The sequence below is a fragment of the Aeoliella mucimassa genome (assembly GCF_007748035.1).
Lineage (GTDB): Bacteria > Planctomycetota > Planctomycetia > Pirellulales > Lacipirellulaceae > Aeoliella > Aeoliella mucimassa.
Genome location: NZ_CP036278.1, coordinates 1,195,867 through 1,217,395, shown reverse-complemented (window position 1 = coordinate 1,217,395; position 21,529 = coordinate 1,195,867). Strand labels below are relative to the sequence as shown.

Sequence of the window (21,529 nt, the reverse complement as noted above, 5' to 3'; positions counted from 1 at the left end):
TCAGGTTTCAAGATCAGGGAGCGACGGGACGACTCAGGCCGCGCCCTTCGATTCGGCTAGCACTGCCAGCGGTGGCCGTGCCGAGATGGATAGTCATCGTCGCACGCAAACCAGGGTACAACGCCCAGCGGCCGCGATCCTCGCGATTCGGGATCTCGGCCAGCACTTTGTAGGTGTAGTCGCCATCGTAGAGCACCTGTTGCTCCACGTAGGTAATCCGCCCAGTGGCTTCCTCAATGCGTCCCAGGCCAACTTCAGCCTTGATGGTTACTTTGCAGCCCTGCACTTCGCGAGGGTCGTACTTGGCCAGATTCACGCTTCCTTCGCACTGCAGCACATCGTACTTGGCGAGTTGCAGAATGGGCTCCCCAGGCTCGACCCATTCGCCCTGCTTGCGGAAGAGATCGACTACCTGGCCCGACAGCGGAGAGGTGACAACGCGTCGTTGTACCTCGACCTCGGCGGCCTCTGCTTCAACCTTCGCCACTTGATAATCGTGGACTGCCAAGTCGCGATCCTTTTGAGCTTTCTCAATCTGCAACATGGCCCGCACCCACTCCAATTTCTTGGCCCGCAAGTCGGTAGTCGGTACCACGTTGTCGATACCGCCAGAATTGGCGGCAACCAAATCATCGTACGTGGCCTTGGCCGCATCCGCGGCAGCACGAGCGTACTTTTCTTCGATGGTATCGAGCGCGCGGGCCTTGGCCGATGCGAGCTTCTGCTCGGCGACACGCACCTGCATGCGAGCTTCGACGTCATCTAGTTGGGCGAACACTTGCTCTTCGTCGATGAGCGAGCCAACTCGCACCATCATTTGTTTGATCTTGCCCGCCTTGTCGGCAGACACTTCGATGTAGTTTTCTGGCAGCAGCGATAGCTGACAGTCGCCGAGTACCGGATTCGCCCGGCCAGAACCTTGAGCCCAGGCCATGGTACCTGCGAACGACATCATGATGGCGAGCAACAATGCTTTCATAATTTTCGTTTCCTTCGAGTCAGGCTTTCGATGCTGGGAAATGGTCGACAATCATCAAACACAGCAAGGCAAGCTAGCGTTTAGCCAAGCAATTCACTTCGACTTGCTGCTACCACATTGGGAACAATATTTTCGCGCGGATAAAGTCAATCAAATCGTGCAAATACACGTACCCAATCTCCTTCTTACCGCAATGTACCTTCACGATCGCTTCGGTGCCAACTTTTGGATCTTCGTTGTGGAGCACGTCTTGCCTGAGTCGAACCAGGTCTCCCTCGGCAAACTGCACCCGCATTAACACCGAGTTACCGTCTTCGCCACGGGCTTCGGAAGTGGTTTCGATCAACTCCACATGTCCATGGAACAACTCGGCTGGCTGCGTTGCCAGGTAGAACGTGACCTCAAGCTCTTCCCCCTTGTCAGTCGCATCGCGCATGGCGTCGTTGACGAACCGCATATGCTTTTCAGGCATCAGGACTTCGAGGTACCAGTCGCCCGACAGGTCGGCCACTTCCAGTAGCATCTGCCCGCGAGCAATGGTGCGGTTCGGCAACTGTTCAATCTGACTTTTGCCGGTAATGACCCGCCCTGTAATGGGGCTGTAGACTTCGAGCAACTCTTTTTGCTCCAAGCACTTCTCGATCATCGCCAGTTGATTGCGTTCTTTGGTTTTCAGCTCACCGAGTTGGAAAGAGATTTCGTTCTCTTCCGAGGCGGTCAAGCTTCCCGACCCACTCCGCATGCGTTGCGTCGAGCGGATATTTTCTTGAATCTGTTCGAGTTCGCCTTGCAGGCGGGTCATCTCCTGATTTAGCTCGAAGCTCTCCTGCTCGACGAGCAAATCTCCCTTATTCACGAGTTGGTTGTAGCCAAAGTGAATATCGCTGATCCTGCCATCCATCCGTGCGTAGATGCCACGTAAGGCGACCGGTTGCAGGCTTCCGGAACCCTCGAGATTAAAATCGGTTTTATAGGTGAGTGCCATGAAAGCCAGCGTACCGACCAGAGCGATCACCGCGATGGTCTTCCACTTGGTATTGCCGGTGAACAGCGTTGTTGCTTTGCCCAGCGTCTTCCACACCGGCATCAGGAACAAGCTATTGTGCTCAATGGCATTCGCAAGCGCGGTCGAGCTATGAGTGCGAACCACTTCGACCCGTTGGGTGTAGCCCTCGGAGGGACTGGAGTCGACCATCTGTTCGACGATCAACGCCCCGATCGGTTTGCGACGCTTTTGCTGGTTGGCCTCGCCTTCTTGCTCTTCGGGCTCGGGCTTGAACAGCGGTAGCACTGCCATGCTCTTGGTGTGCGACTCGTCGACGTAGGCGTTCACTGTCTTTTCGACTTGCGGCGCAAAGTTCGAGGTGTCGCCGGTGTACCAAACGTCGTCGCCGGTCTTGGTAACCGAGCGAGCGACCTTGTTAAGCAGCGAGACCACGTTCGCACGACTGTCGAAGGTATCTTGCCCGCTCACGGCCTCGACAATGCAGCGGCTGCCGCGCTGAATGGCAACGCTCACGCGATCGCAGCCGATAAGCCGCCGCCCTTCGTTGGCAATCGTGTAAGCGGCTTCGCGAGTGTCGAGCGATTGGTGAGCAGTGCGAGTAAACGACTCGAGCTGCTCCCACAAGGTTTGCTTTTCGGCCAGGTGACGCAACCGTCGCCCGCGGAGGAACTCGCCAGCCAAGTCGCAAGTTTGCTGCAGGAACCGCAGGTACCCCCGCTGAGTTGCCGGCCGAGCTCCAGGGCGCTGGAACACTTCGACCACCCCTTGGGGGCCTTGGTCGTTATGCACCGGCACAAGCACCAACAGGTACTCGGTGGGATTGGCCGCAACGTGCTCGTCGGCGGCGTCGGTATCGAGTGCTGCCCCCGAGTGGGGGGCCACGAGCAAGCCTTCTTCGCTAGCAAGTGTCCGCTGCAGTAGCCGCCCGTGCTGCTCCTGGCCAATTGGGTTATCAACGAGCCCGCTGTTTCGGAGATTGATTTGATAGGTGAGCTGCAGGCCGTTGCCCGACAGCGACCACACCGCCCCGCCGACCGCGGCTAGGGCAGCAACTACTTTATTGAGGAATTCGTCGTAGAACTGCTCGACCGAGACATCGGCTCGCGACATTTCGGCAATTTGCTGGACGATCGCTTGGATTTCGCGTTTTGCGCGTTGGACGTCCTCGGGATCGACCGACACGGTCGCCTCACTTGGTTTCGGCGTGTTGGAATATTCAGTGCTCACAGATTTTTAAATGTATCGTAATCCCCGCGACATGGGGACATATGGGCTGGAACTGGCACACTATTTTCTTATGAAGGTGATATATTTCCCCTAATCGTTCATTTCGGTGCAAAAGTCCCCCTAACTGCAGTCATAACTGACTGGACTTTGGCCCCCGGAGGGTGGTAGTATTGAGGGCTTACCTCGCTGCAGGAATTTCTGCTGTCAGGCGGACACTCAAGGCTCAGGCGGCGAAACTCTCCTGCCTACCCATTTTCTCTACGGAGGCCCTCGCACGAACTGGGGGGACAACTGAAACTTTATGGCGAATCAGAAAGAAGAGGCTCTCGAAGTCGAGGGCACAGTAACTCAAGCTTTGGCTAACACTCGATTTCGCGTAGAAATCGAAGGGGGACACTTGGTGACCGCCCATGTGGCTGGCCGGATGCGCAAGCACTTTATTCGTATTGTTCCGGGCGACCGGGTACGAGTTGAACTATCGCCCTACGATCTGACGAAGGGCCGCATCACTTACCGCGAGCGGTAAACCGATCTCTCTGCCCTCTCAGGCGAGATCCACGCTCCCTCTGCGCGCCGAGTTGGCATTATTGCCAGCATTCGCTGCGGCGTAGCGAAGCATTTTCTGCCAGGATCGCCGAAACCGGCCCCTTTTTTGTGAAACCGGGGCGGGGTTTTCGTAGTATCTTTCCTCGTAAGCGGGGTGGAAGAAAGTATTCACCGCGCGGCGGAAGTCCGCTGTGCCTACCTTCTTCGATTCCGCTTCACGGCTCGCATTCTGCGAAGCCTAGGCCCTTTCCATTTTGACCAGGAGTACCACTGTGCCTAATTGCACCTCGATCTCTCGCACCATGCGTCGCTGGCTGGCTTGTTCGGCCGCTGCGCTGCTCGTGCTGGCCGGTATGGCCGCCCCGGCCGCGGCCCAAAGCGACGAAATGAAACCCATCGCGGTTATTTCGGCTACCAACTACACCGAATTGCTCTCCGATGTCGACTTTCTTGGCCAATTCGGCGGCCAGGTAAAGGCTGGCCAACAGGCCGACAGCATGTTGATGCTGTTCACCCAGCAACAAGGTCTGCAAGGCCTCGATAAGTCGAAGCCTTGGGGCGCCGTGGTGCTGACCGATGGCTTCCAGTTCGTACCAGTCGTCTGCCTGCCAGTGACCGATTACGACAAGCTGCTCGCGCTGCCCACCATGTTCCAGATGGGTGTCAGCGATGTAGGCGACGGCATTTCGGAAATCGAAATCCCCAACCAAAGCATTTACGTCAAGAAGTCGGGTAACTGGGCCTTCCTGGCACAGGCTCCCGAAATGCTGGAATCGACTCCCGCCGATCCCGCCAAGCTGTTCAACAGCCTGGCCAAGGATTACGACCTCGGTGTCCGCGTGATGGTGCAGAACGTGCCTGAGATGTATCGTTCGATCGCCATCGAGCAGATCCGTGCTGGTGCCCAGCAAGGCCTGCAACAGATGCCCAACGAGACCGACGAAGCGTTCGAGGCTCGTAGCAAGATGACCGAAGCCAACATCGAGCAACTCGTCAAGCTGGTGAATGAGCTCGACGAACTGGAAATTGGCTTCAACACCGAACCGGAAGCTGGCAACGTAACGCTCGACTTCACCTGCAGCGGCATTGCCGGCTCGGACCTTGGCAATCAAATTGCCAGCTACACCCCCGTGGGCACCAAGTTCTCTGGGTGCATCAAAGAGGGTGCTGCGATCCAGTTTAACCTGACCAGCGAAACTCCGTCGGACGTCCTTGATTCGCAACGCGACGCCATGATGGGCCAACTCAGCTCGCTACGTCAGCAGATCATGAACGCGATTGATCAGGAAGTCGACCTTCCGAACGAGGAAGCTCGCGATACCGTGAAGGAAGCCATCGGCGATCTGATGGACTCGCTGGAAGCCACCGCGCTGACTGGCAAGTTGGACATGGCTGGTTACTTTGACGTTTCGGATGACTCGCTGTCGATGGTTGCTGGCGGTTACGCCAAGGAAACCAGCAAGATCGAATCGGCCCTCAAGAAGCTGGCCGCTTTGGTCGAAGGCGATCCGAACTTCCCCGGCATCAACTGGAATGCCGACTCGCACGCTGGCTGCACGATCCACAGCCTGTCGATTCCTGTTCCCGCTGACGAAGAAGACGCACGCGAAATGCTGGGCGAATCGCTCGACGTGGCCCTGGCCCTCGGCGACGACACCTTCTATCTGGCTGCTGGTGCAAACAGCATGAGCAACATGAAGGCCGCGATGGACGCTTCGGGCGGATCGTCGGACGTTGTGAAGCCGATGAAGATCTCGGTGGCCCTCACGCCGCTGGTTCGCCTGGGCCTGAAGGCCGAGCCCGATGCCACTGGCGAAGCCATGCTCGACGCTTTGACCACCAAGAGCGAAGGTGAAGACCAGATCCACGTGACCGTCGACATGGTCGATGGCAAGGCTCGTTATCGCCTTGAGCTGGAGAAGGGTGTGCTGCACGCCTTTGGTGCTGCTGCCATGGAAGCTCGCCGTCAGGGCGCTGCCGCTGGGTTCTAAAACCCTCTCGGCAAACTGAACCTCAACGCGGTGCCGTGCCTCTCTACGGGAAGCACGGCACCGTTTTTTATGCGCCACCCCTGGCCGGAAGTCGCAGGGTGGTTTACCGTGACCACTTGTTCTCGACATTCTGACCTCCGTTTCTCAGCCATAATCGAATGCCAAACCTTATTCATCAGATCGCCGGGCTACCGATTACCGAACTTGCCCAGCAATTCGGTACTCCGTTTTATGTATACGATGCCGCGGTGATCCGCGAACGAATCATGCAGTTGGCATCGTTCGACGTGGTTCGCTACGCCCAAAAAGCGTGTAGCAATCTGGCGATTCTCGACCTGATGCGTAAGCATGAAGTACTGGTCGACGCGGTCAGCGCCGGCGAAATTCACCGCGCCCTGGCGGCTGGCTACCAGGCCGGGTTTAACGATCCTCCCGAAATCATCTACACAGCCGACATCTTCGATCAGGAAGCGCTCGACAAGGTAGTAGAGCTTGAGATTCCCGTGAACTGCGGCTCGCCCGACATGATCTCGCAATACGGCCAGCGGGCCCCCGGCAAATCGATCACGCTTCGCATCAACCCAGGTTTCGGGCACGGGCATAGCCAAAAAACCAACACCGGCGGCGAGCAATCAAAGCACGGCATCTGGCACGAGCAACTCGAGGACTGCATCGAGCGGGCGGCCGAACACAATCTGTCGATCGCTGGCTTGCACATGCACATCGGCTCGGGCACCGACATGGAGCACCTGAGCCAGGTGAGCGCTGCGATGGAAAAGGCAGCGATGACCGTGGGCTCGAGCATCACCAGCATCAGTGCCGGCGGCGGCCTGCCCACCCCCTACCGCGACGGCGACGAAACGGTCGACATCGCTGCCTACTACGAGCAGTGGGACAAGACCCGCAGCCGATTGGCCAAGGAGTTTGGCCACCACGTGTCGCTCGAAATCGAACCCGGCCGATTCCTGACCGCCGAGAGCGGTTGGCTAGTTACCGAGGTGCGAGCTGTGAAGAAGATGGGCGGCAACAATTTCTACCTGGTCGACGCGGGCTTCAACAACCTAGCCCGTCCCATCATGTACGGATCGTATCATCCCATGCAGCTCTGCCCTGCCGATGGTGCGACCGAACGCGGCGAACAAGCGGTCGTCGTCGGCGGACCTCTTTGCGAGTCGGGCGACATCTTCACGCAGGAAGAAGGTGGTTTTGTGAGTCCTCGCTCACTGCCTGCCGCCGAGGTGGGCGACTACGTGGTGATCGGTTGTGCGGGAGCCTACGGCTACACGATGTCGAGCAACTACAACTCGAAGCCACTTTGTGCCGAGGTGCTGATCGATGGTGGAACCGCCCATCTAATTCGCGAGCGGCAAACGCTCGACGACCTGATCCGCCTGGAACGCATTCCTTGAGTCGCGCCGCAGGCTTCCAACCTGCTGTCGGCTATACAAACTGCTGCATGTACTCCATGCTCACGCGGGCGATTTCCTCGGGGCTTGGCTCGTACTTGAACACCTCGACCGACACCCATCCGGTGTAACCAACGTCGCTCAATGCGGCGAAGATCGGTGCGAACTCCACGTCGCCCATTCCAGGGCCTAGCAGGTTGGGATCGTTCGCGTGGAAGTGCACCATCCATTCGCTGTGCTCGCGGATGACCTGAGCAATCGGATCGCTCTCGCTCGACATCGCTTTCACGTCGAGGTGTAGCTGACAATTCGGCGAGTCGACGAGTTTCGCCAACTGCACTCCGGAGTCGGCGGTCATCATGAAGTCCCCTTCGGCGGGCCCCAGCGGCTCGAGGGCGATCGTCACGTTGTTGTCGGCACACACCGGCATCGCCGCGCGAAGCACTTCGGCCGCGTACTCTTCGGCTTGTTCGTAAGTAACGCCAGGCAGCAGATTTCGCTGCTGTGGTGAGCCGAGCACCATGATCGTGCCCCCCAGCTTTCCGCAGGCGGTGGCCAAAGCCTGCAGGTATTCGGCCGTATTGCGGCGAACCTCGGCATCGGGACTCGTCAGGTAGAATCCGGTGGTTTTCGCCAAAAGCCAATGCAAGCCGACCACCTGCAGCCCTGCGTCGGCCGCCTGTTTCTTGACTTCGGCCAGCTTGGCGTCGGAAACGTCGCGAATATCGACCGTTTCGCCCTCGGCCAGCGTGAAGGGAGCGATCTCAATGCCGGTGTAGCCCAAATTGCGCGTGGTGGCGAACGCCTGCTCGAACGGCATCGAACCGAACATCTCGTTGCAGAGTGCGAATTTCATGCAAACAAATCCAACTGGGAAGAGAATAGCGAATCGAAACGACAACAAACCCCAACATATCGCCAATGATTTCCGCTGATGACCCCCAAGCCGAGCTGAAATCCTTGAAATACTGGTTATTGGAGGATATTTTGGCAGATTCCGATTACTCCTTTTCTCTTGAAGGACCACGTGCGTCATGCCTGTCGTCGAAACCAGTATCCATCACGGTGATTGCATTGAGCACATGCGTTCGCTTCCCGGCGAATCAATTGACCTGGCCTTTGCCGACCCCCCGTTCAATATCGGGTACGACTATGACAAGTACGACGACTCCCAGGCCGACGACGATTACCTGGACTGGTCGCGGGCGTGGATGGAGGAGATACATCGCCTGCTCATCCCGACCGGCAGCTTCTGGCTGGCGATCGGCGACGAGTACGCGGCCGACCTCAAGGTGATTGCCGACCGGCAAATCGGCTTCACCACTCGCAGCTGGGTGGTCTGGTATTACACGTTCGGAGTGAACTGCAAACGCAAGTTCAGTCGCTCGCACGTGCACCTGTTTCACTTCGTGAAGGATCCCGACAAGTTTACCTTTAACGCCGACGACCCCGCGGTGCGGATCCCCTCGGCCCGGGCGCTGGTGTATGGCGACAAGCGGGCGAACCCGCTCGGCCGCCTGCCCGACGACACCTGGATCTTCCGACCGCAGGACTTTCAGTCCGATCGCTATGGCTTCAATGCGATGGACGACACCTGGTACTTCGCCCGCGTCGCCGGCACTTTTAAGGAACGCCAAGGTTTCCACGGCTGCCAGATGCCCGAGCAACTATTGGGACGCATTATTCGCGTCAGCTCCAACGAAGGCGAGAAGGTGTTCGACCCCTTCTCCGGCAGCGGTACCACGCTCGCCGTGGCAAAGAAACTTGGCCGCCAGTTCGCAGGTTGCGAACTATCGGAAGAGTACGTCCGCTACGCGACCGAACGTCTCGAATCGGTGAAGTCGGGCGATCCGCTTGATGGGCCGGCTGATGCGATTGCCAGCGCACCGAACACCGCCAACGGTCGGCGACTGAAGGATCAGAATCTGTTGCCGAACTTCACCGCGAGCGACTTCGTGGAGGAGAAGCCAGAGCCAGCAACAAACGAAGAGCCCGCGACGCAACCGCTCGCAGCAGAACCACTCGCAAACGAAAACGCTGCTATTGAGAAGCCCGCAGCGAAAAAACCGATCAAAGTGAATCTCCGCAAACTGCAACGCACCGCCATCGGCAAGGCGTTTCGCTCGGCTGCAGGTGGATTATCGGTTGATCGGCTGCTGGCCTGCCCTGACTTGCAAACCCAGTTTCACGAAGCGTGCGAAGCAGCCGGTCTGATGGGTAGCCCGGAGATTTGGAATCACGAACTTGTCCGACTGCGAAAATCAGGCAAGCTGCCAAAAGGTCCCAAGACGAAGGTCACTCCGGTCAAGACCGAAGAACTCGACAAGTATCAATTCGCGGCCGAAATTGCCTGGCAACAGACCACTGCGAAGTTCGGTGTCGAGTCGATCGACGAGTTGCTGATCTCGCCGAGCTTTGCCGAGTACTTCGACAAACAGGCCGCGCGGTTCGCGCCTGGCTTCACCCCGGCTGACTATCGCTGGGCGGCCCTCGATTTCCGCAAGAGCCGCCACACGCTCGCCCAAGAGGCCAAGGCCTACGACTACGTGTTTGCCACACGCGACTTTGCCGCCCCGCGGAAGCTGACGGTTCGCAATGCGGAGAAGCTCGCAGGCTCGGCCGGCGTATACCTGCTACTCGCCAAAGGCAAAGCCCCGCTGTTCGTCGGCGAAGCCCTCGACCTCGGCGCCCGGCTGGCTACGCACTCGACCGCCCCCGGCTCCAAGACCAAAGCGATTAGCTTCGCATTGGTGCTAGAGGAGGATCTCCCCAGCCCCGACTATCGCGCCCCGCTGAAAGTCGATTTGGCGAGACGATACATGCCGGAGTGGAACTTGGGATAAACGGTTCTCTACCAGCGGCATAACGCAGGTTTCCCGCGGTAACAGCCCAATTTCGCACGGTCTGCGTTGACTTTGCCGAGGCATAGCCAATTCCTGCCCGTTTGGTCCACTTTTGTTCGATACCCCTCTAGAGTCGGACTACCACTGCACGATGCTCTCAGTCCGTTTAAGGACGATACACCCACGGAGGGTTCACCATGAGATTTTATTCCCTAGTCACCGCTGCGTTTGTCGCTTTCCTGTCTAACGCTGCCACCCATGGAACGGAACTGGCGACCACTTTCACGCCCGCTGGCGAATCTGATACATCCATCGAGCTGTGTGGCTTCAGCAATCTTGGCGGCTGCTGCAACACCGGCCCTCAGATTACTTTCGATGTTGACTTTGTATTCTCCAAGTACCATCAATCGGGCGGGGTTCAGTCGATCGACGCCGGCAGCATCATCGGCAACGGCGACAATGTTGACTTTGGCTTCGATCTCTCGCCCCGCTTCACGCTCGGCGCAGAGAGCTGCAACGGGCTGGGCGCACGGGTCCGCTATTGGTTCTTCGATCAAACCGAAAGCACCGTCGACAACACCGGGTTTGTATCCATCGACGCGTACACGTTCGACATGGAGATTTACAAGCGGGTGCAGCTTGGTAAGTCGACCACTCTCGAAGGCTTTGGCGGCATTCGCTGGAGCGAGTTCAACCTGGATGACGACACCGGCCTCGACTGGCGCGTGGACGGCGCCGGCCTGACTACTGGTTTTGAGATCAGCCATCAGTTCCGCTGCAACCACCGCCTGTACGCTGGCACCCGCCTGGGCATGGTGATGGGCGATGCCATCCTGGCCGATAACGGAGACCTGGACGACGCGACCGGCATGGCCATCAACAACACCAGCCTGCAAGTGGAACTGTCGGCCGGATACGAAGGCAAGACCCAGCTCGGACGTCGGATGACCCTCGTCTACGGCGGTGGTGCCGAAGTGCAAAACTGGAGCGATGCAGCGGTGAAGGCCGACGCATCGGACGAGGCTTACTTAACCGACGCGGGATGGGTGGGACTAACCTTCCGCTTGGGAGCGGAGTACTAAACGGAGCCTGGCACGAACGATACTCTAAGCTTCCACTTCCTAGTTACGGCTAGCTTTCTCTGCTGGCCGGCTGCTTCGCCCCTTAGGCGAATAGCACGATGAGACTTGTCCGCTGTAATTCGCGGCAAACGCGGGGATAAGTTCGCAATTGGCGACTCCTTTCGGTAGACTTAACCACAGCACAACGGTAATACGTTGACGTGGCGAAGTATCCGAGGGAGTCGCCGATGGCGCCTCATCGACTCTCCCGTGTTCGTAACGCGCGAAGGCAAGCCTCATGATGTGGACCACCTACTGGCGGCTCTCGGTCGCCTTTTTGCTAGCCCTCTTTGTTAGCCATGCAGCCAATGCGAACTCTCCGCAGCAAGCAGATGCAATCGTGCTTCAGGGCGAGCAGGCTCCCGGCTTCGAACCGGGAGTGACCTTTAGCGAGGTACTGAATGCGATTCACCTCAACGCCAACGGGCAGGTTGCCTTCAACGGTTTGGCCACCTTAGGCGGTGAGATCAACTTCACCAACCGTCGAGGCATCTGGCAAGGCACGCCCGGCCATTTGCAACTGATCGCCAGGGGCGGGGAGCAGGCGGCCGGATTCGCTCCAGGCGTAGAATATGCCGATTTCGACTCCGGCATTACACTCTCGCTGAATGCAACCGGCCAGCTAGCTTTCTCGGGAGGGATTGCTGGTAGCGGGTTCGACGAAACTAACTCTCGAGTCGTGTGGTCGAACCCATCCGGCACGCTCACACCGGTGGCTCGCCAGGGTGACCAGGCTCCCGGCGTTGCCGACGGACTTCTCTTCGATGGCTTCACCCAACTTGAGTTCAACGACTTGGGGCAAACGGCCTTCCTCGCTAACCTTCGTGATACCGCTGCAGGTGGTAGCTTTCATTCCTATGGAATCTGGTCCGAAGCAGCCGGAGTGCTTTCGTTGGTAGCGCGAACCGGCGATCACGCCCCGGGAACTGCAGAAGGAGTCTACTTCCGCGACTTTGGTTCGTCGGACGACTTCGAAGCGTTTGTATTCAACAAACTGGGCCAGACAGCTTTCCTCGGTCACTTGGCTGGCGACGAGATCGACACCTCCAACGACAGTGGAATTTGGACCGAACGCGATGGGTCACTGTCGCTTTTGGTTCGCGAAGGAGATCCCGCGATTGGAACGGGAACTGGAGTTGAGTTCAATCGACTCGGCGAGCCGACCTTCAATTCGGCAGGCACTGTAACGTTCGCAGGGGCCATGACCGGTCCTAATATCGACGACCTAAACGATACTGGCATCTGGGTGACCAACGGCGATTCGCTTTCGCTTATCGTCCGCGAAGGAGACCAAGTTCCTGGTGCCCCCGCCGAAGTTCAATTCGGGCCATTCTCCAAAGGCAACCATCAGTTTCACAGCCCTACAATGAACTCGGCAGGCGACATCGCATTTACTGCCCCACTTATCGGCAACGGTAGCGACCCCCTCGATGGATCTGGCATCTGGACTGTAAGCGACGGAACGCTCTCCACCGTCGCTCGTACTGGCCAGCAAGCTCCTGGCACGCCGGAAGGAGTATTGTTTGCCCTTGGCTTCGATCCTCCTGTCATAAATTCGCTGGGTCAGGTAGCTTTTCGTGGCTTCCTTACCGGTGAAGGGGTCACTAGTTCCAACAACATTGGCATCTGGGCGCAAGACGACCAAGGCGGACTACAACTAATCGCTCGCTGGGGCGACAGCTTGGCATTGGACTCAGGCCAGGTGCTCACGCAGGGTCCACCAGGATCCCCCTGGATCAACGCTCGGGGAGAGATCGCGTTTCGCTCGGGCCCCAATGGAATCCTCTCCTACGCTGTGGCGGTGCCTGAACCAGCGACGAATGCAGTGATGCTGGCAGGGTTGGTAATGCTCACCGTGTGGAGCGGTCGGTTGAAGAACATTACTCTTGGGATGTGATGGCCCGTCGCTTGCGTTCCATCTTCTGCACCAGCTGGCCGCAGGCGGCTTCGATGTCGGCCCCCATCGAGTAGCGGATGGTTGTCGTGAGCCCAGCAGATTTTAGTTGGCCAGCAAACGAGTCGCGTACTGCGCGGCTTGAGCCGAGCAGTTGCGGGGCAGCTTCGATCGGGTTGTAGGGAATCAGGTTCACATGCACCCGAAGGTCGGCAAGCCAGTCAATGAGTTCCGCGGCATCCTCCGGCGAATCATTCACTCCGGCCAGCATTAGATACTCGATCATCACCGTCGATGGCTGTAGCGCATTCAACTCCACCAGCGTACGACGGAGTTCGTCAAGCGGAAACTTGCGGGCGAGGGGAATCAATTGTTCGCGAACCGTTTGCCGCACCGAGTGCAGACTGAGGGCCAGATTGACCTTCGGATAGCGACGGCCGCAACGAAGCATCGCGTCGGTGATGCCGACCGTGGAGATCAGCACACGATTCGCAGGGTGATTGAAGTACTTGCCGTCGATCAAGAGATCGAGCATCTCGTACACGTTCGACTCGTTGTGGAACGGCTCGCCCATACCCATCAGCACGATGTTGCGAACCGTGCGACCTTCGTCGGCAATCTGCTCGTTGGCCTGCACCACCTGGTCGAGCATCTCGGCCACCGACAGGTTGGCGAAGAAGCCCATTTTACCCGTAGCGCAGAAGTCGCAGTTCGCCGCGCAACCGACCTGGCTCGAGATACATAACGCTGTTCGTCCCGTGCCAGCTCGCAGCAGCACCGACTCAATCCGCTTACCCATGGCGGTGGCAAACACCAACTTGGTGGCTCCGTCGGTTTCGGAGTCGAGCCGCACGTCGAGTTGAAGCGGGTGAAAGCCCACCTGTTCAGTGAACGTATCGCGGGCTTCGACTGGCAGTTCTTCGATCGCTCGCTGTTGCCCAGCAAACTTCTTCATAAAGAGCGTACGCACTCGATGCACACGGTGCGGATCGATCGCCAGCCGGCTCCGCAAAGCGTCGATGCTGGGCGTATCGTAAATGGAAATCTGCTCACTCATGCCAGCACTCGCTTGTTCGGTTCGCCGGCGATCTCCTGCACGTACCTCGGCACCGCGTAACCAGGTAGCTCGGCCCGGAGTTGGCGAATGAGTTCGAGCCCGCGTTCCACTGGCACCTCGAAGTGGGCCGCGCCGGCCACGCGATCGAGTTGATGCAGGTAATACGGCATCACCTTCAGATCGAGCAGTCGCTCGCTGAGTGCCCGCAGGGCCGGCAGGTTGTCGTTCACTCCGCGGAGCAGCACCGCCTGATTCAGCAGCATGGCCCCTGCTGTACTCAACTGTCGAAGTGCCTCGGCGACCTGATGGTCGAGTTCGTTCGCGTGGTTCGCATGCACCACGACCACCGGCTGCAGCCGACTACGCCCGAGTAGCTCGGCAAGCTCGCTGGTCACTCGCTCGGGCAGCACGATCGGCAAGCGGGTGTGGATGCGTAACCGCCGGAGGTGAGGGATGTCCTCGAGCCGGCCCACTAGGTCGGCCAGCAGATCGTCCCCCAACATCAGGGGGTCACCGCCGGATAGCAGTACTTCGTCGACCGACTCGTCGGCGGCAACTTGGTCGAGCACTGGCTGCAACTGCCGCAGCGTGGCCGTGGCGGTCGCGTACGGATAATGGCGACGGAAGCAATAGCGACAATTCACCGCACAGGCACCGGTCAGCACGAGCAGCACCCGCCCATGGTATTTGTGCAGCAGCCCCGGCCCGCGGGTGGCGGCCAGGTCGCCGACGGGGTCGGCCACGAATCCATCGGCCGGCTGGTGCTCGGCGGCCACCGGTAGCACCTGGCGGAGCAGCGGATCCGCCGGATTGCCGGGTTGCATGCGGCGGACGTAGCTGCGGGGCACCAGCATGGCAAAATCGCCGGCATCCGCAGCAATTTCCAGCGGCAAACTCAACATTTCGCATAATTCGCGGGGGGTGCGAACCGCGTTGCGCAGCGATTCTCGCCACGCTTCTGGCTGTGGATCGGGCGGAGTGGGGACGACAAGTTGGCGATCGGTGGTTAGAATGTGGGGCTCGGATGCGGGGGTGAGAAATCTGTGTTGAGGCCGCCTGGGTGTAGCTAGTCGGCTAAATAGATAGACTACACAAAACTTGGCTTACTTGAAAACGGAACAAGACCGTGCCTAGCACCTACAACACCAGCGACTTTCGCAAAGGCCTCAAGATTCAGATCGACGGTATCCCCTACCTGATGGTCGAGATGAATTTCCGCAAGCCCGGCAAGGGAACTGCCTTGTACGAGTGCAAGCTCAAGAACTTGCTTCGTAACACCGTGGTCGACCGCACTTACCGTGCCGGCCAGACCCTCGAAGCGGCCGACGTCACCGAGTTTACCGCTCAGTATCTGTACCGCCAGGCGGATGGCTTTGTGTTCATGAACAACATGGACTATGAGCAATACGAGCTTACCGAAGAACAAGTAGGCGACTACGCGAAGTTCCTCAAGGAAGGCCTCGACTGCCAGTTGATGACCTTCAACGATCAGCCGATTGCCGTGACTCCCCCCAACCACGTGGTGCTGCAGGTGGAATACGCCGAACCGGCCGCCAAGGGCAACACGGCGACCAACGTGCAGAAGCCTGTGAAACTGGAGACCGGTGCCGAGATCCTGGCCCCTGCGTTCATCAACACCGGCGACTGGCTGCGTGTTGATACCCGCACTGCCGAGTACATCGAACGTACGAACGCCCCCGAGTAGCGTACTTTCAGGTGGACGGCAACTCACCAGCGGCCCCCTGGGTGCACCTGCTGAGTGGGTAGCGAAGAACAGCGAAAACCGCCGGCCAAGATTCGTCGTTGGCCAGCGAATACGACTTGTAACCTGCTTTAGCCTCTCCACTTCCGAAGGTGCGTTCCATGGAACTTTGGCTGATTGCCGTTGTCGGTATCGTCGCAGTTGTTGTCATCGCGGCCGTGATCTTCATGATCGGCGTCGGCGTCTACAACAAACTGGTATCATTAGAAAATCGCTACGAGAATGCGTTCTCGCAGATCGAAGTCCAGCTGCAACGCCGGTACGACCTGATTCCGAATCTGGTCGAGACCGTAAAAGGGTACATGTCGCACGAGCGGGAGACCCTCGAAGCGGTCATCGCCGCCCGTAACCAAGCGGTGGGCAGCCTGAAGGCTGCTGCGGCGCATCCCGGAGCCGCCGAGGCAATGCAGGGCCTGGCCACTGCCGAAAAAGGCTTGACCGGTGTGCTCGGACGATTGTTTGCCGTGGCCGAGGCCTACCCCGATCTCAAGGCGAACCAGAACATGATGCAGCTCACCGAGGAACTCACCTCCACCGAAAACAAAGTGAGCTTCGCCCGCCAGCACTACAACGATTCGGTCACCGCGTACAACACCTACCGCGAGTCGTTTCCCCCGATCGTGTTCGCCAACTTGCTGGGGCATACCGAGAACGCAATGCTGCTGCAGTTCGACTCGGCCGCGATTGCCGAAGCCCCCAAGGTCTCGTTCAACTAGTGCCAAGGCGCAATTCGCCTCTAGTGTTGGTGCCCCATGGCTACAGATTTTTTCGAGCGGCAAAGCAAGGCTCGCCAGAACACCGCATGGCTAGTCAGCATGTTTCTGCTGGCAACCTTCGCGATTGTTGCCTGCACGTTCATCGTCACGCTGCTGGCGGTTAGCTACCAAAGCGAGTATCGCTCGGCCATCTATAACCAGTCGCCGACCACTTCGTACATGCTTCCCACGTACACGTCGGTCGGGGCGCTCGCACTCGTGCTCGGTGGAACACTTTACAAAGTCACCGAACTTCGCGCCGGCGGTGGGGCCACGGTCGCCGAACACCTCGGTGGCAAGCTGCTGCGTCCCGATTCCACGGATCTTGGGGAACGACGTTTACTAAATGTGGTGGAAGAAATGGCGATCGCCTCGGGCGTGCCGGTGCCGCCGGTCTATCTGCTCGACGAAGCCGGCATCAACGCTTTTGCCGCTGGCTATGCGACGGGTGATGCCGTGCTGGGGGTCACCCGTGGAGCGGTCGATCAGCTCAACCGCGAGCAACTACAGGGCGTGATTGCTCACGAGTTCAGCCACATCCTCAACGGCGATATGCGGATGAGCATCCGCCTGATCGGCATCCTGCATGGCATCTTGTTACTCGGCTTGTTGGGTCAACTGGTGCTCCGCTCCATGGCTTATTCGAGCGGCGGGCGGAACCGCGATCGTGGACAAACCGCCCTGGTTCTGCTGGGCATCGGAGTCACACTGTTTGTGCTGGGCTACGTCGGCACCTTTCTCGGCGGGCTCATCAAAGCGGCCGTCTCGCGGCAACGCGAATACTTAGCCGACGCCTCGGCGGTACAATTCACTCGCAATCCAAGCGGCATTGCTGGCGCGCTCAAGCAAATCGGAGCCACGCTTTCCGGCTCGAAACTCAAAACGCCCGCCGCGGTCGAAGCCAGCCATATGTTCTTCGCCCAAGGCGTTTGGGAAGGCCTTACCGGGTTGATGGCCACACACCCACCGCTCAACAAGCGGATTCTGGCCATCGAGCCCAACTGGAATGGGAAGTTCCCCAAGCCTCAGTCGCAGACCGTCCACTCAGTCGACACTTCCGGTGCGGCCGGATTCATGGGCGCTGCGTCGACAGCGACCAGCGACGCCGGCTCGACACTTCGCGGGCTCGACCTGGCGTTACTCACCGAGGCGGTCAACCAAGTGGGCGATCCTCAGGAAGTGCATCGCGAGTACGCGGCCAAGCTTATCGAGTCGCTTCCCGAAGAAGTACGCGCAGCCGCCCGCGAAACATACGGTGCCCGAGCAGTCATCTACTGCTTGCTGCTCGACAGTCGCAAGGAGGTACGCCAAAAGCAAGTCGCTGCCCTGCGGGAGAAGGCCGATCATGGCGTGCTCCGCGAAGCGAGCAAACTGCAAAACCTGATTGCCAGGATCGATCCACGAGCGAGGTTGCCTCTGGTCGACTTGTCGATGCCCGCGCTACGGATGATGTCAGCGGGCCAGTTCCAGGACTTCTCCGCATGCCTGCACGCATTGATCGTGGCCGATGGCAATCTGGGATTGTTCGAGTGGACGCTGGGGCGAATTGTCGCACGTCATCTCGAGCCGCAATACACCAAGCAACGTAACGTGGTCACTTTGTATTACGGGCTGCAGCGGCTTGGCCCAGAGTGCTCAATGCTACTCTCTACCATGGCCCACGTGGGGCACAACCCAGCGAACGCCGAGCGGGCGTTTGCTGCCGCAGCTCCATTACTCCCAAAGCTCGAACTGCGTTGCCTTCCGCGGGAAGAGTGCAGCCTAGCTCAATTGCCAGAGACACTCGATAAACTCTCGCGATGCACGGCCAAACTTCGTGGGCAATTGCTCGATGCTTGTGCCGAAGTGGTTTGTGCCGACGGAGAGGTGAAGCTCGAAGAAGCCGAGTTGATTCGCGGCATTGCCGACTTGCTCGACTGCCCGGTACCGCCGCTCATTGCGGGGCAAGATGTCGAGGCGTCGGCCTTGTTTCGGGGACACCGCTCTTGAAACGCAATATCGTAAAAGCACGCAGCGAACTGCTCGCGACCATACGACTATTCTTCACGAACCGTGGCTTTTCCGAGGTCACGACTCCGAGAGTCGATCGCGAGATCATTCCCGAAGCGCATATCGACCCCTATCAGGTCGACGACCTGGGATACCTGCAAGCGTCGCCTGAAATGCATATGAAGCGACTTCTGTGCGCAGGGAGCGGACCGATTTTCGAGATCGCCACCTGCTTTCGCCGCGGCGAACGAGGCCGATTGCATCGCCCTGAGTTCACGATGATCGAGTGGTATCGCCCAGGGCATACTATGCAAGCAGGCATGTTCTTACTCGACGAGCTGATACAACACACCCTGCAAACATCGCCAGCCAAGAGCATAAGCTATCGCGACGCCTTTAGGTGCTCGGGAGTGAAAGTCGATCCTCACACGGTTAGCATCGATGAACTGAAGCTCTTCGCCCCCAACTTCGACTGCAACGATCGCGACGAACTGCTGAATTACGTGCTAGCCAAGTTCGTCGAACCTCGTATGGGAGAGAAGACTCCAGAATTGCTCTACCACTATCCGGCCAGCCAGTCGGCCTTGGCGTCGACCACGCTCGATGACCAGGGGCAGGAAGTCGCCGAGCGATTCGAACTCTACTATCGTGGCATCGAACTGGCCAACGGCTATCACGAACTGACCGCCCCTGTCGAACTGCGACGTCGACTCACCGAGGCCAACGCTGTGCGCGAAAGCGATGGCCGCCCGCGTTTACCGCTTCCCGAAAGACTCCTGAGCGACATGACCACCCCCGGTCTCCCCCCCTGCTCAGGCGTCGCCTTAGGGTTTGATCGCTTGCTGATGCTCGCAGTCGGTGCAGACTCGCTGGACGAAGTCTGTGTGAATTAGCTGCTTCGGACGCCGGAAGGATTGATAGAGTAGGTTTGGCTTTGAATTGCCGCCTCTAGAAGCGAAGCGTCGCCCGGGTCATCAGGCCGTGGTACAACACGTCGCCGCTGTCGAGGGAAGTCGTCGCGGTTAGGCTGGGTTGCATATCGGTGTTTTGAAGTTGGTCTCCGGCAAGTGCTACGCTGGTGATGTAAAGCAAATTGTACCCAGCATCGAAACTCAGCCGACGAGTGGCTTGTACCCGCATGAGCAAACCTAGCTCGCCGACAAACGCTCCCCCCTCCGACGAGTCGGTTGCGGATCCCAGTGTTGCAGCACCAGCGGCATTCGGAAACGTATCCAGGTTCATATCAGAGTAATACACGCCTGCTTTTGAATTGCAGGCAAGTGTGCAGCAACCGTCTTTGCTGGTCCACAGATCGGCATCCGCTCCCAGCTGCAGGCCGTACAAGTCGTTGCTCGTGTTCGTAAAAAGAACTCCACTGAAGCCGGGGAAACTTCCAGCAATCCCTTCGTCGAGCTGTAGATAGCGGAAGCCACCGCTAAATCGAATGCGGTCCGATGGCTTGCTGCTGAGTAGATTGATCTCAGCACTTTGCAGTTCGGTCTCATAAGAGTTCACAACATCGCTAAAGTAGTCATCCCCCAGGTAGGTTATCTGCGAAACACCACTAGCGGAGGTTCGGGCGCTGGCGTTGTTGGAGATCTGCATGTATCGAATTTCCAGGTTCGACCAACGACCACACACTTCGAACCCCGAATCAAAGTTGCCCTCCAGGTCGCTCATTCCCAGCACTGCGTCCCCGGTATTCACCGAGGTCACTAGCGTTGAATTGCGGTTGTGCTCCCGCGCCATGTAGAGGTATCCACCACTTAGTTCGAACTGATTACAACGACACCGCGAAACGCTAGCCCCGCAATCGACCTCTGCACCACAGTGCGGTGGTAGGATTGGGGCATTGTCCCAGCTCGTCGTCACGATCGGCTGCGAGAGATCACCAAACGTCTCGGCTCGAGCTTGGGCGTGCAGTAACACAAGCACCGATACAATCGCTAGGGTTTTGCTGATCATCTCATCCTCCGTGGATCTAATCCCCAGTCCTGAACTGGGATAATGCGCTAACTCCTCTCATCGACCGGTCTCGACGAAAACAGCAGTTTGCCGAAGACTGCCATGATGACGCGAAGAACCATTTGATTGGTTACAAGTTTCCTTACTTCACATTGGTCCTCGCGCGAAGCTTCTCACTGAAGGTAAGTGGTGAGAGTCGTAGTCTCAGAGAACTAGGATCCTCAAGGATCTCGTTGACCAATGCGGATGAACTCGCCGGGTGGGCCAGTACGGATGTCGTACAGAATCGCTAACGCTCGCAGAGCGAAGGCTGCCAAACAGGCGATTGCCTCAGCTGGAATCTCCGGAGTGGCCAGGTACCGTAGGGTGGCGTAGCTCAAAGAGCCGAGCAGCGCAGCCGTTGCATAGAGTTGGCCACAGAGAATGATGGGTTGAGTATTCGTAAGTACGTCGCGGATGACTCCACCACCGGTTGCGGTGACCATGCCCATGAATACCGCGATCACGAAAGGCGAGCCGAATTGCAATGCCACATGGCAGCCCACGACACCGAAGACCGAGAGCCCCAACGCGTCGGCCCAGATCATCCCCTTACGATGCGAGAGGTCGTGGCTGATGAAAAAGTAGGTCGCCAACGATGCTCCGGCACACAGCAGTAGTTCTGTGGGGTCTTGAGTCCACCAGACCGTGCGGCCCAGCAGCAGATCGCGGGTGGTCCCGCCACCAATGCCGGTCACGGTACCAACCATCAGGAAACCTAAGAAATCCATTCGGAAGCGAGCCGCCGTCAACGCACCACTCACGGCGAAGACGACGTCGCCGAAGTACATCATCACCAGGATGCTCGTGCTAAGCGGTTCGTTGGGCGCCATCATCGTCGGTTCAGCTTGGTCGGTTGAGGTTCATGGTCGATATCCTACCAAGCCAGCGAGCCAGATGCTTTCGTACCAGTGAAGTTTGTTCACACCGCTGCGGGTTTCCAAGTCGA

General features: G+C 58.4%; 17 protein-coding genes. 10 read left to right on the top strand and 7 right to left on the bottom strand.

Annotated features, from left to right (window positions below):
- Positions 1-13: 13 nt before the first annotated feature.
- Positions 14-979 (bottom strand): efflux RND transporter periplasmic adaptor subunit, encoded by a 966-nt coding sequence (locus tag Pan181_RS05015; protein ID WP_145245791.1) that lies wholly within the window; start codon positions 977-979, stop codon positions 14-16.
- A 109-nt stretch (positions 980-1,088) separates the two neighbouring features.
- Entirely contained in the window at positions 1,089-3,167 is a 2,079-nt protein-coding gene (locus Pan181_RS05010; RefSeq protein ID WP_197528922.1) for an efflux RND transporter periplasmic adaptor subunit, read from the bottom strand.
- 346 nt (positions 3,168-3,513) lie between these two features.
- Between Pan181_RS05010 and infA the strand changes: the two genes are divergently transcribed.
- The 3 genes from infA to lysA all read left to right on the top strand — a co-directional run bounded on the left by infA (position 3,514) and on the right by lysA (position 7,158).
- The gene (gene infA / locus Pan181_RS05005) at positions 3,514-3,738 is read left to right on the top strand and encodes a translation initiation factor IF-1 (protein ID WP_145245789.1); all 225 of its coding nucleotides are present in this window, start codon (positions 3,514-3,516) and stop codon (positions 3,736-3,738) included.
- Positions 3,739-4,030: 292 nt separating this feature from the next.
- The gene (locus Pan181_RS05000; protein ID WP_145245788.1) at positions 4,031-5,749 is read left to right on the top strand and encodes a hypothetical protein; all 1,719 of its coding nucleotides are present in this window, start codon (positions 4,031-4,033) and stop codon (positions 5,747-5,749) included.
- Positions 5,750-5,907: 158 nt separating this feature from the next.
- The gene (lysA, locus tag Pan181_RS04995) at positions 5,908-7,158 is read left to right on the top strand and encodes a diaminopimelate decarboxylase (protein ID WP_145245787.1); all 1,251 of its coding nucleotides are present in this window, start codon (positions 5,908-5,910) and stop codon (positions 7,156-7,158) included.
- 31 nt (positions 7,159-7,189) lie between these two features.
- Here lysA and Pan181_RS04990 read toward each other — a convergent pair whose 3' ends face one another.
- The gene (locus Pan181_RS04990; protein WP_145245786.1) at positions 7,190-8,011 is read right to left on the bottom strand and encodes a sugar phosphate isomerase/epimerase family protein; all 822 of its coding nucleotides are present in this window, start codon (positions 8,009-8,011) and stop codon (positions 7,190-7,192) included.
- 178 nt (positions 8,012-8,189) lie between these two features.
- Here Pan181_RS04990 and Pan181_RS04985 point away from each other — a divergent pair, with 178 nt between their 5' ends.
- From Pan181_RS04985 to Pan181_RS04975, 3 genes are all read left to right on the top strand, one after another.
- The gene (locus Pan181_RS04985; protein ID WP_145245785.1) at positions 8,190-9,998 is read left to right on the top strand and encodes a DNA methyltransferase; all 1,809 of its coding nucleotides are present in this window, start codon (positions 8,190-8,192) and stop codon (positions 9,996-9,998) included.
- Between the two features lie 197 nt (positions 9,999-10,195).
- The gene (locus Pan181_RS04980) at positions 10,196-11,080 is read left to right on the top strand and encodes a hypothetical protein (RefSeq protein WP_145245784.1); all 885 of its coding nucleotides are present in this window, start codon (positions 10,196-10,198) and stop codon (positions 11,078-11,080) included.
- Between the two features lie 277 nt (positions 11,081-11,357).
- On the top strand, positions 11,358-13,016 hold the full coding sequence (locus tag Pan181_RS04975) for a DUF7453 family protein (protein ID WP_145245783.1): 1,659 nt from the start codon (positions 11,358-11,360) through the stop codon (positions 13,014-13,016).
- On the opposite strand, the gene rlmN is transcribed toward Pan181_RS04975, so the two are convergent.
- Entirely contained in the window at positions 13,000-14,070 is a 1,071-nt protein-coding gene (rlmN, locus tag Pan181_RS04970; RefSeq protein ID WP_145245782.1) for a 23S rRNA (adenine(2503)-C(2))-methyltransferase RlmN, read from the bottom strand. The two genes, Pan181_RS04975 and rlmN, sit on opposite strands and share 17 nt — an antisense overlap.
- Positions 14,067-15,083 (bottom strand): EF-P beta-lysylation protein EpmB, encoded by a 1,017-nt coding sequence (epmB, locus tag Pan181_RS04965; RefSeq protein ID WP_145245780.1) that lies wholly within the window; start codon positions 15,081-15,083, stop codon positions 14,067-14,069. The genes rlmN and epmB overlap by 4 nt, the downstream gene beginning before the upstream one ends.
- Before the next feature lie 113 nt (positions 15,084-15,196).
- On the opposite strand from epmB, the gene efp reads away from it, so the two are divergent.
- From efp to epmA, 4 genes are all read left to right on the top strand, one after another.
- On the top strand, positions 15,197-15,775 hold the full coding sequence (efp, locus tag Pan181_RS04960) for an elongation factor P (RefSeq protein WP_145245778.1): 579 nt from the start codon (positions 15,197-15,199) through the stop codon (positions 15,773-15,775).
- Between the two features lie 158 nt (positions 15,776-15,933).
- Positions 15,934-16,548: a LemA family protein gene (locus tag Pan181_RS04955; RefSeq protein ID WP_145245776.1), complete on the top strand. Its 615-nt coding sequence runs from the start codon at positions 15,934-15,936 to the stop codon at positions 16,546-16,548.
- Between the two features lie 36 nt (positions 16,549-16,584).
- Positions 16,585-18,576 (top strand): M48 family metallopeptidase, encoded by a 1,992-nt coding sequence (locus Pan181_RS04950; protein ID WP_145245775.1) that lies wholly within the window; start codon positions 16,585-16,587, stop codon positions 18,574-18,576.
- A complete protein-coding gene (epmA, locus tag Pan181_RS04945) occupies positions 18,573-19,469 on the top strand; it encodes an EF-P lysine aminoacylase EpmA (RefSeq protein ID WP_197528921.1) in 897 nt (298 codons plus the stop codon). Before Pan181_RS04950 ends, epmA begins: the two co-directional genes overlap by 4 nt.
- A 55-nt stretch (positions 19,470-19,524) precedes the next feature.
- Here the strand turns inward: epmA and Pan181_RS04940 are convergent, their stop codons facing one another.
- Positions 19,525-20,541, bottom strand: a complete 1,017-nt coding sequence (locus Pan181_RS04940) for a BBP7 family outer membrane beta-barrel protein (RefSeq protein ID WP_145245771.1) — start codon at positions 20,539-20,541, stop codon at positions 19,525-19,527.
- A 221-nt stretch (positions 20,542-20,762) separates the two neighbouring features.
- Positions 20,763-21,416, bottom strand: coding sequence for a trimeric intracellular cation channel family protein (locus Pan181_RS04935; protein WP_145245770.1), 654 nt, complete (start codon positions 21,414-21,416; stop codon positions 20,763-20,765).
- Positions 21,417-21,529: the final 113 nt, after the last annotated feature.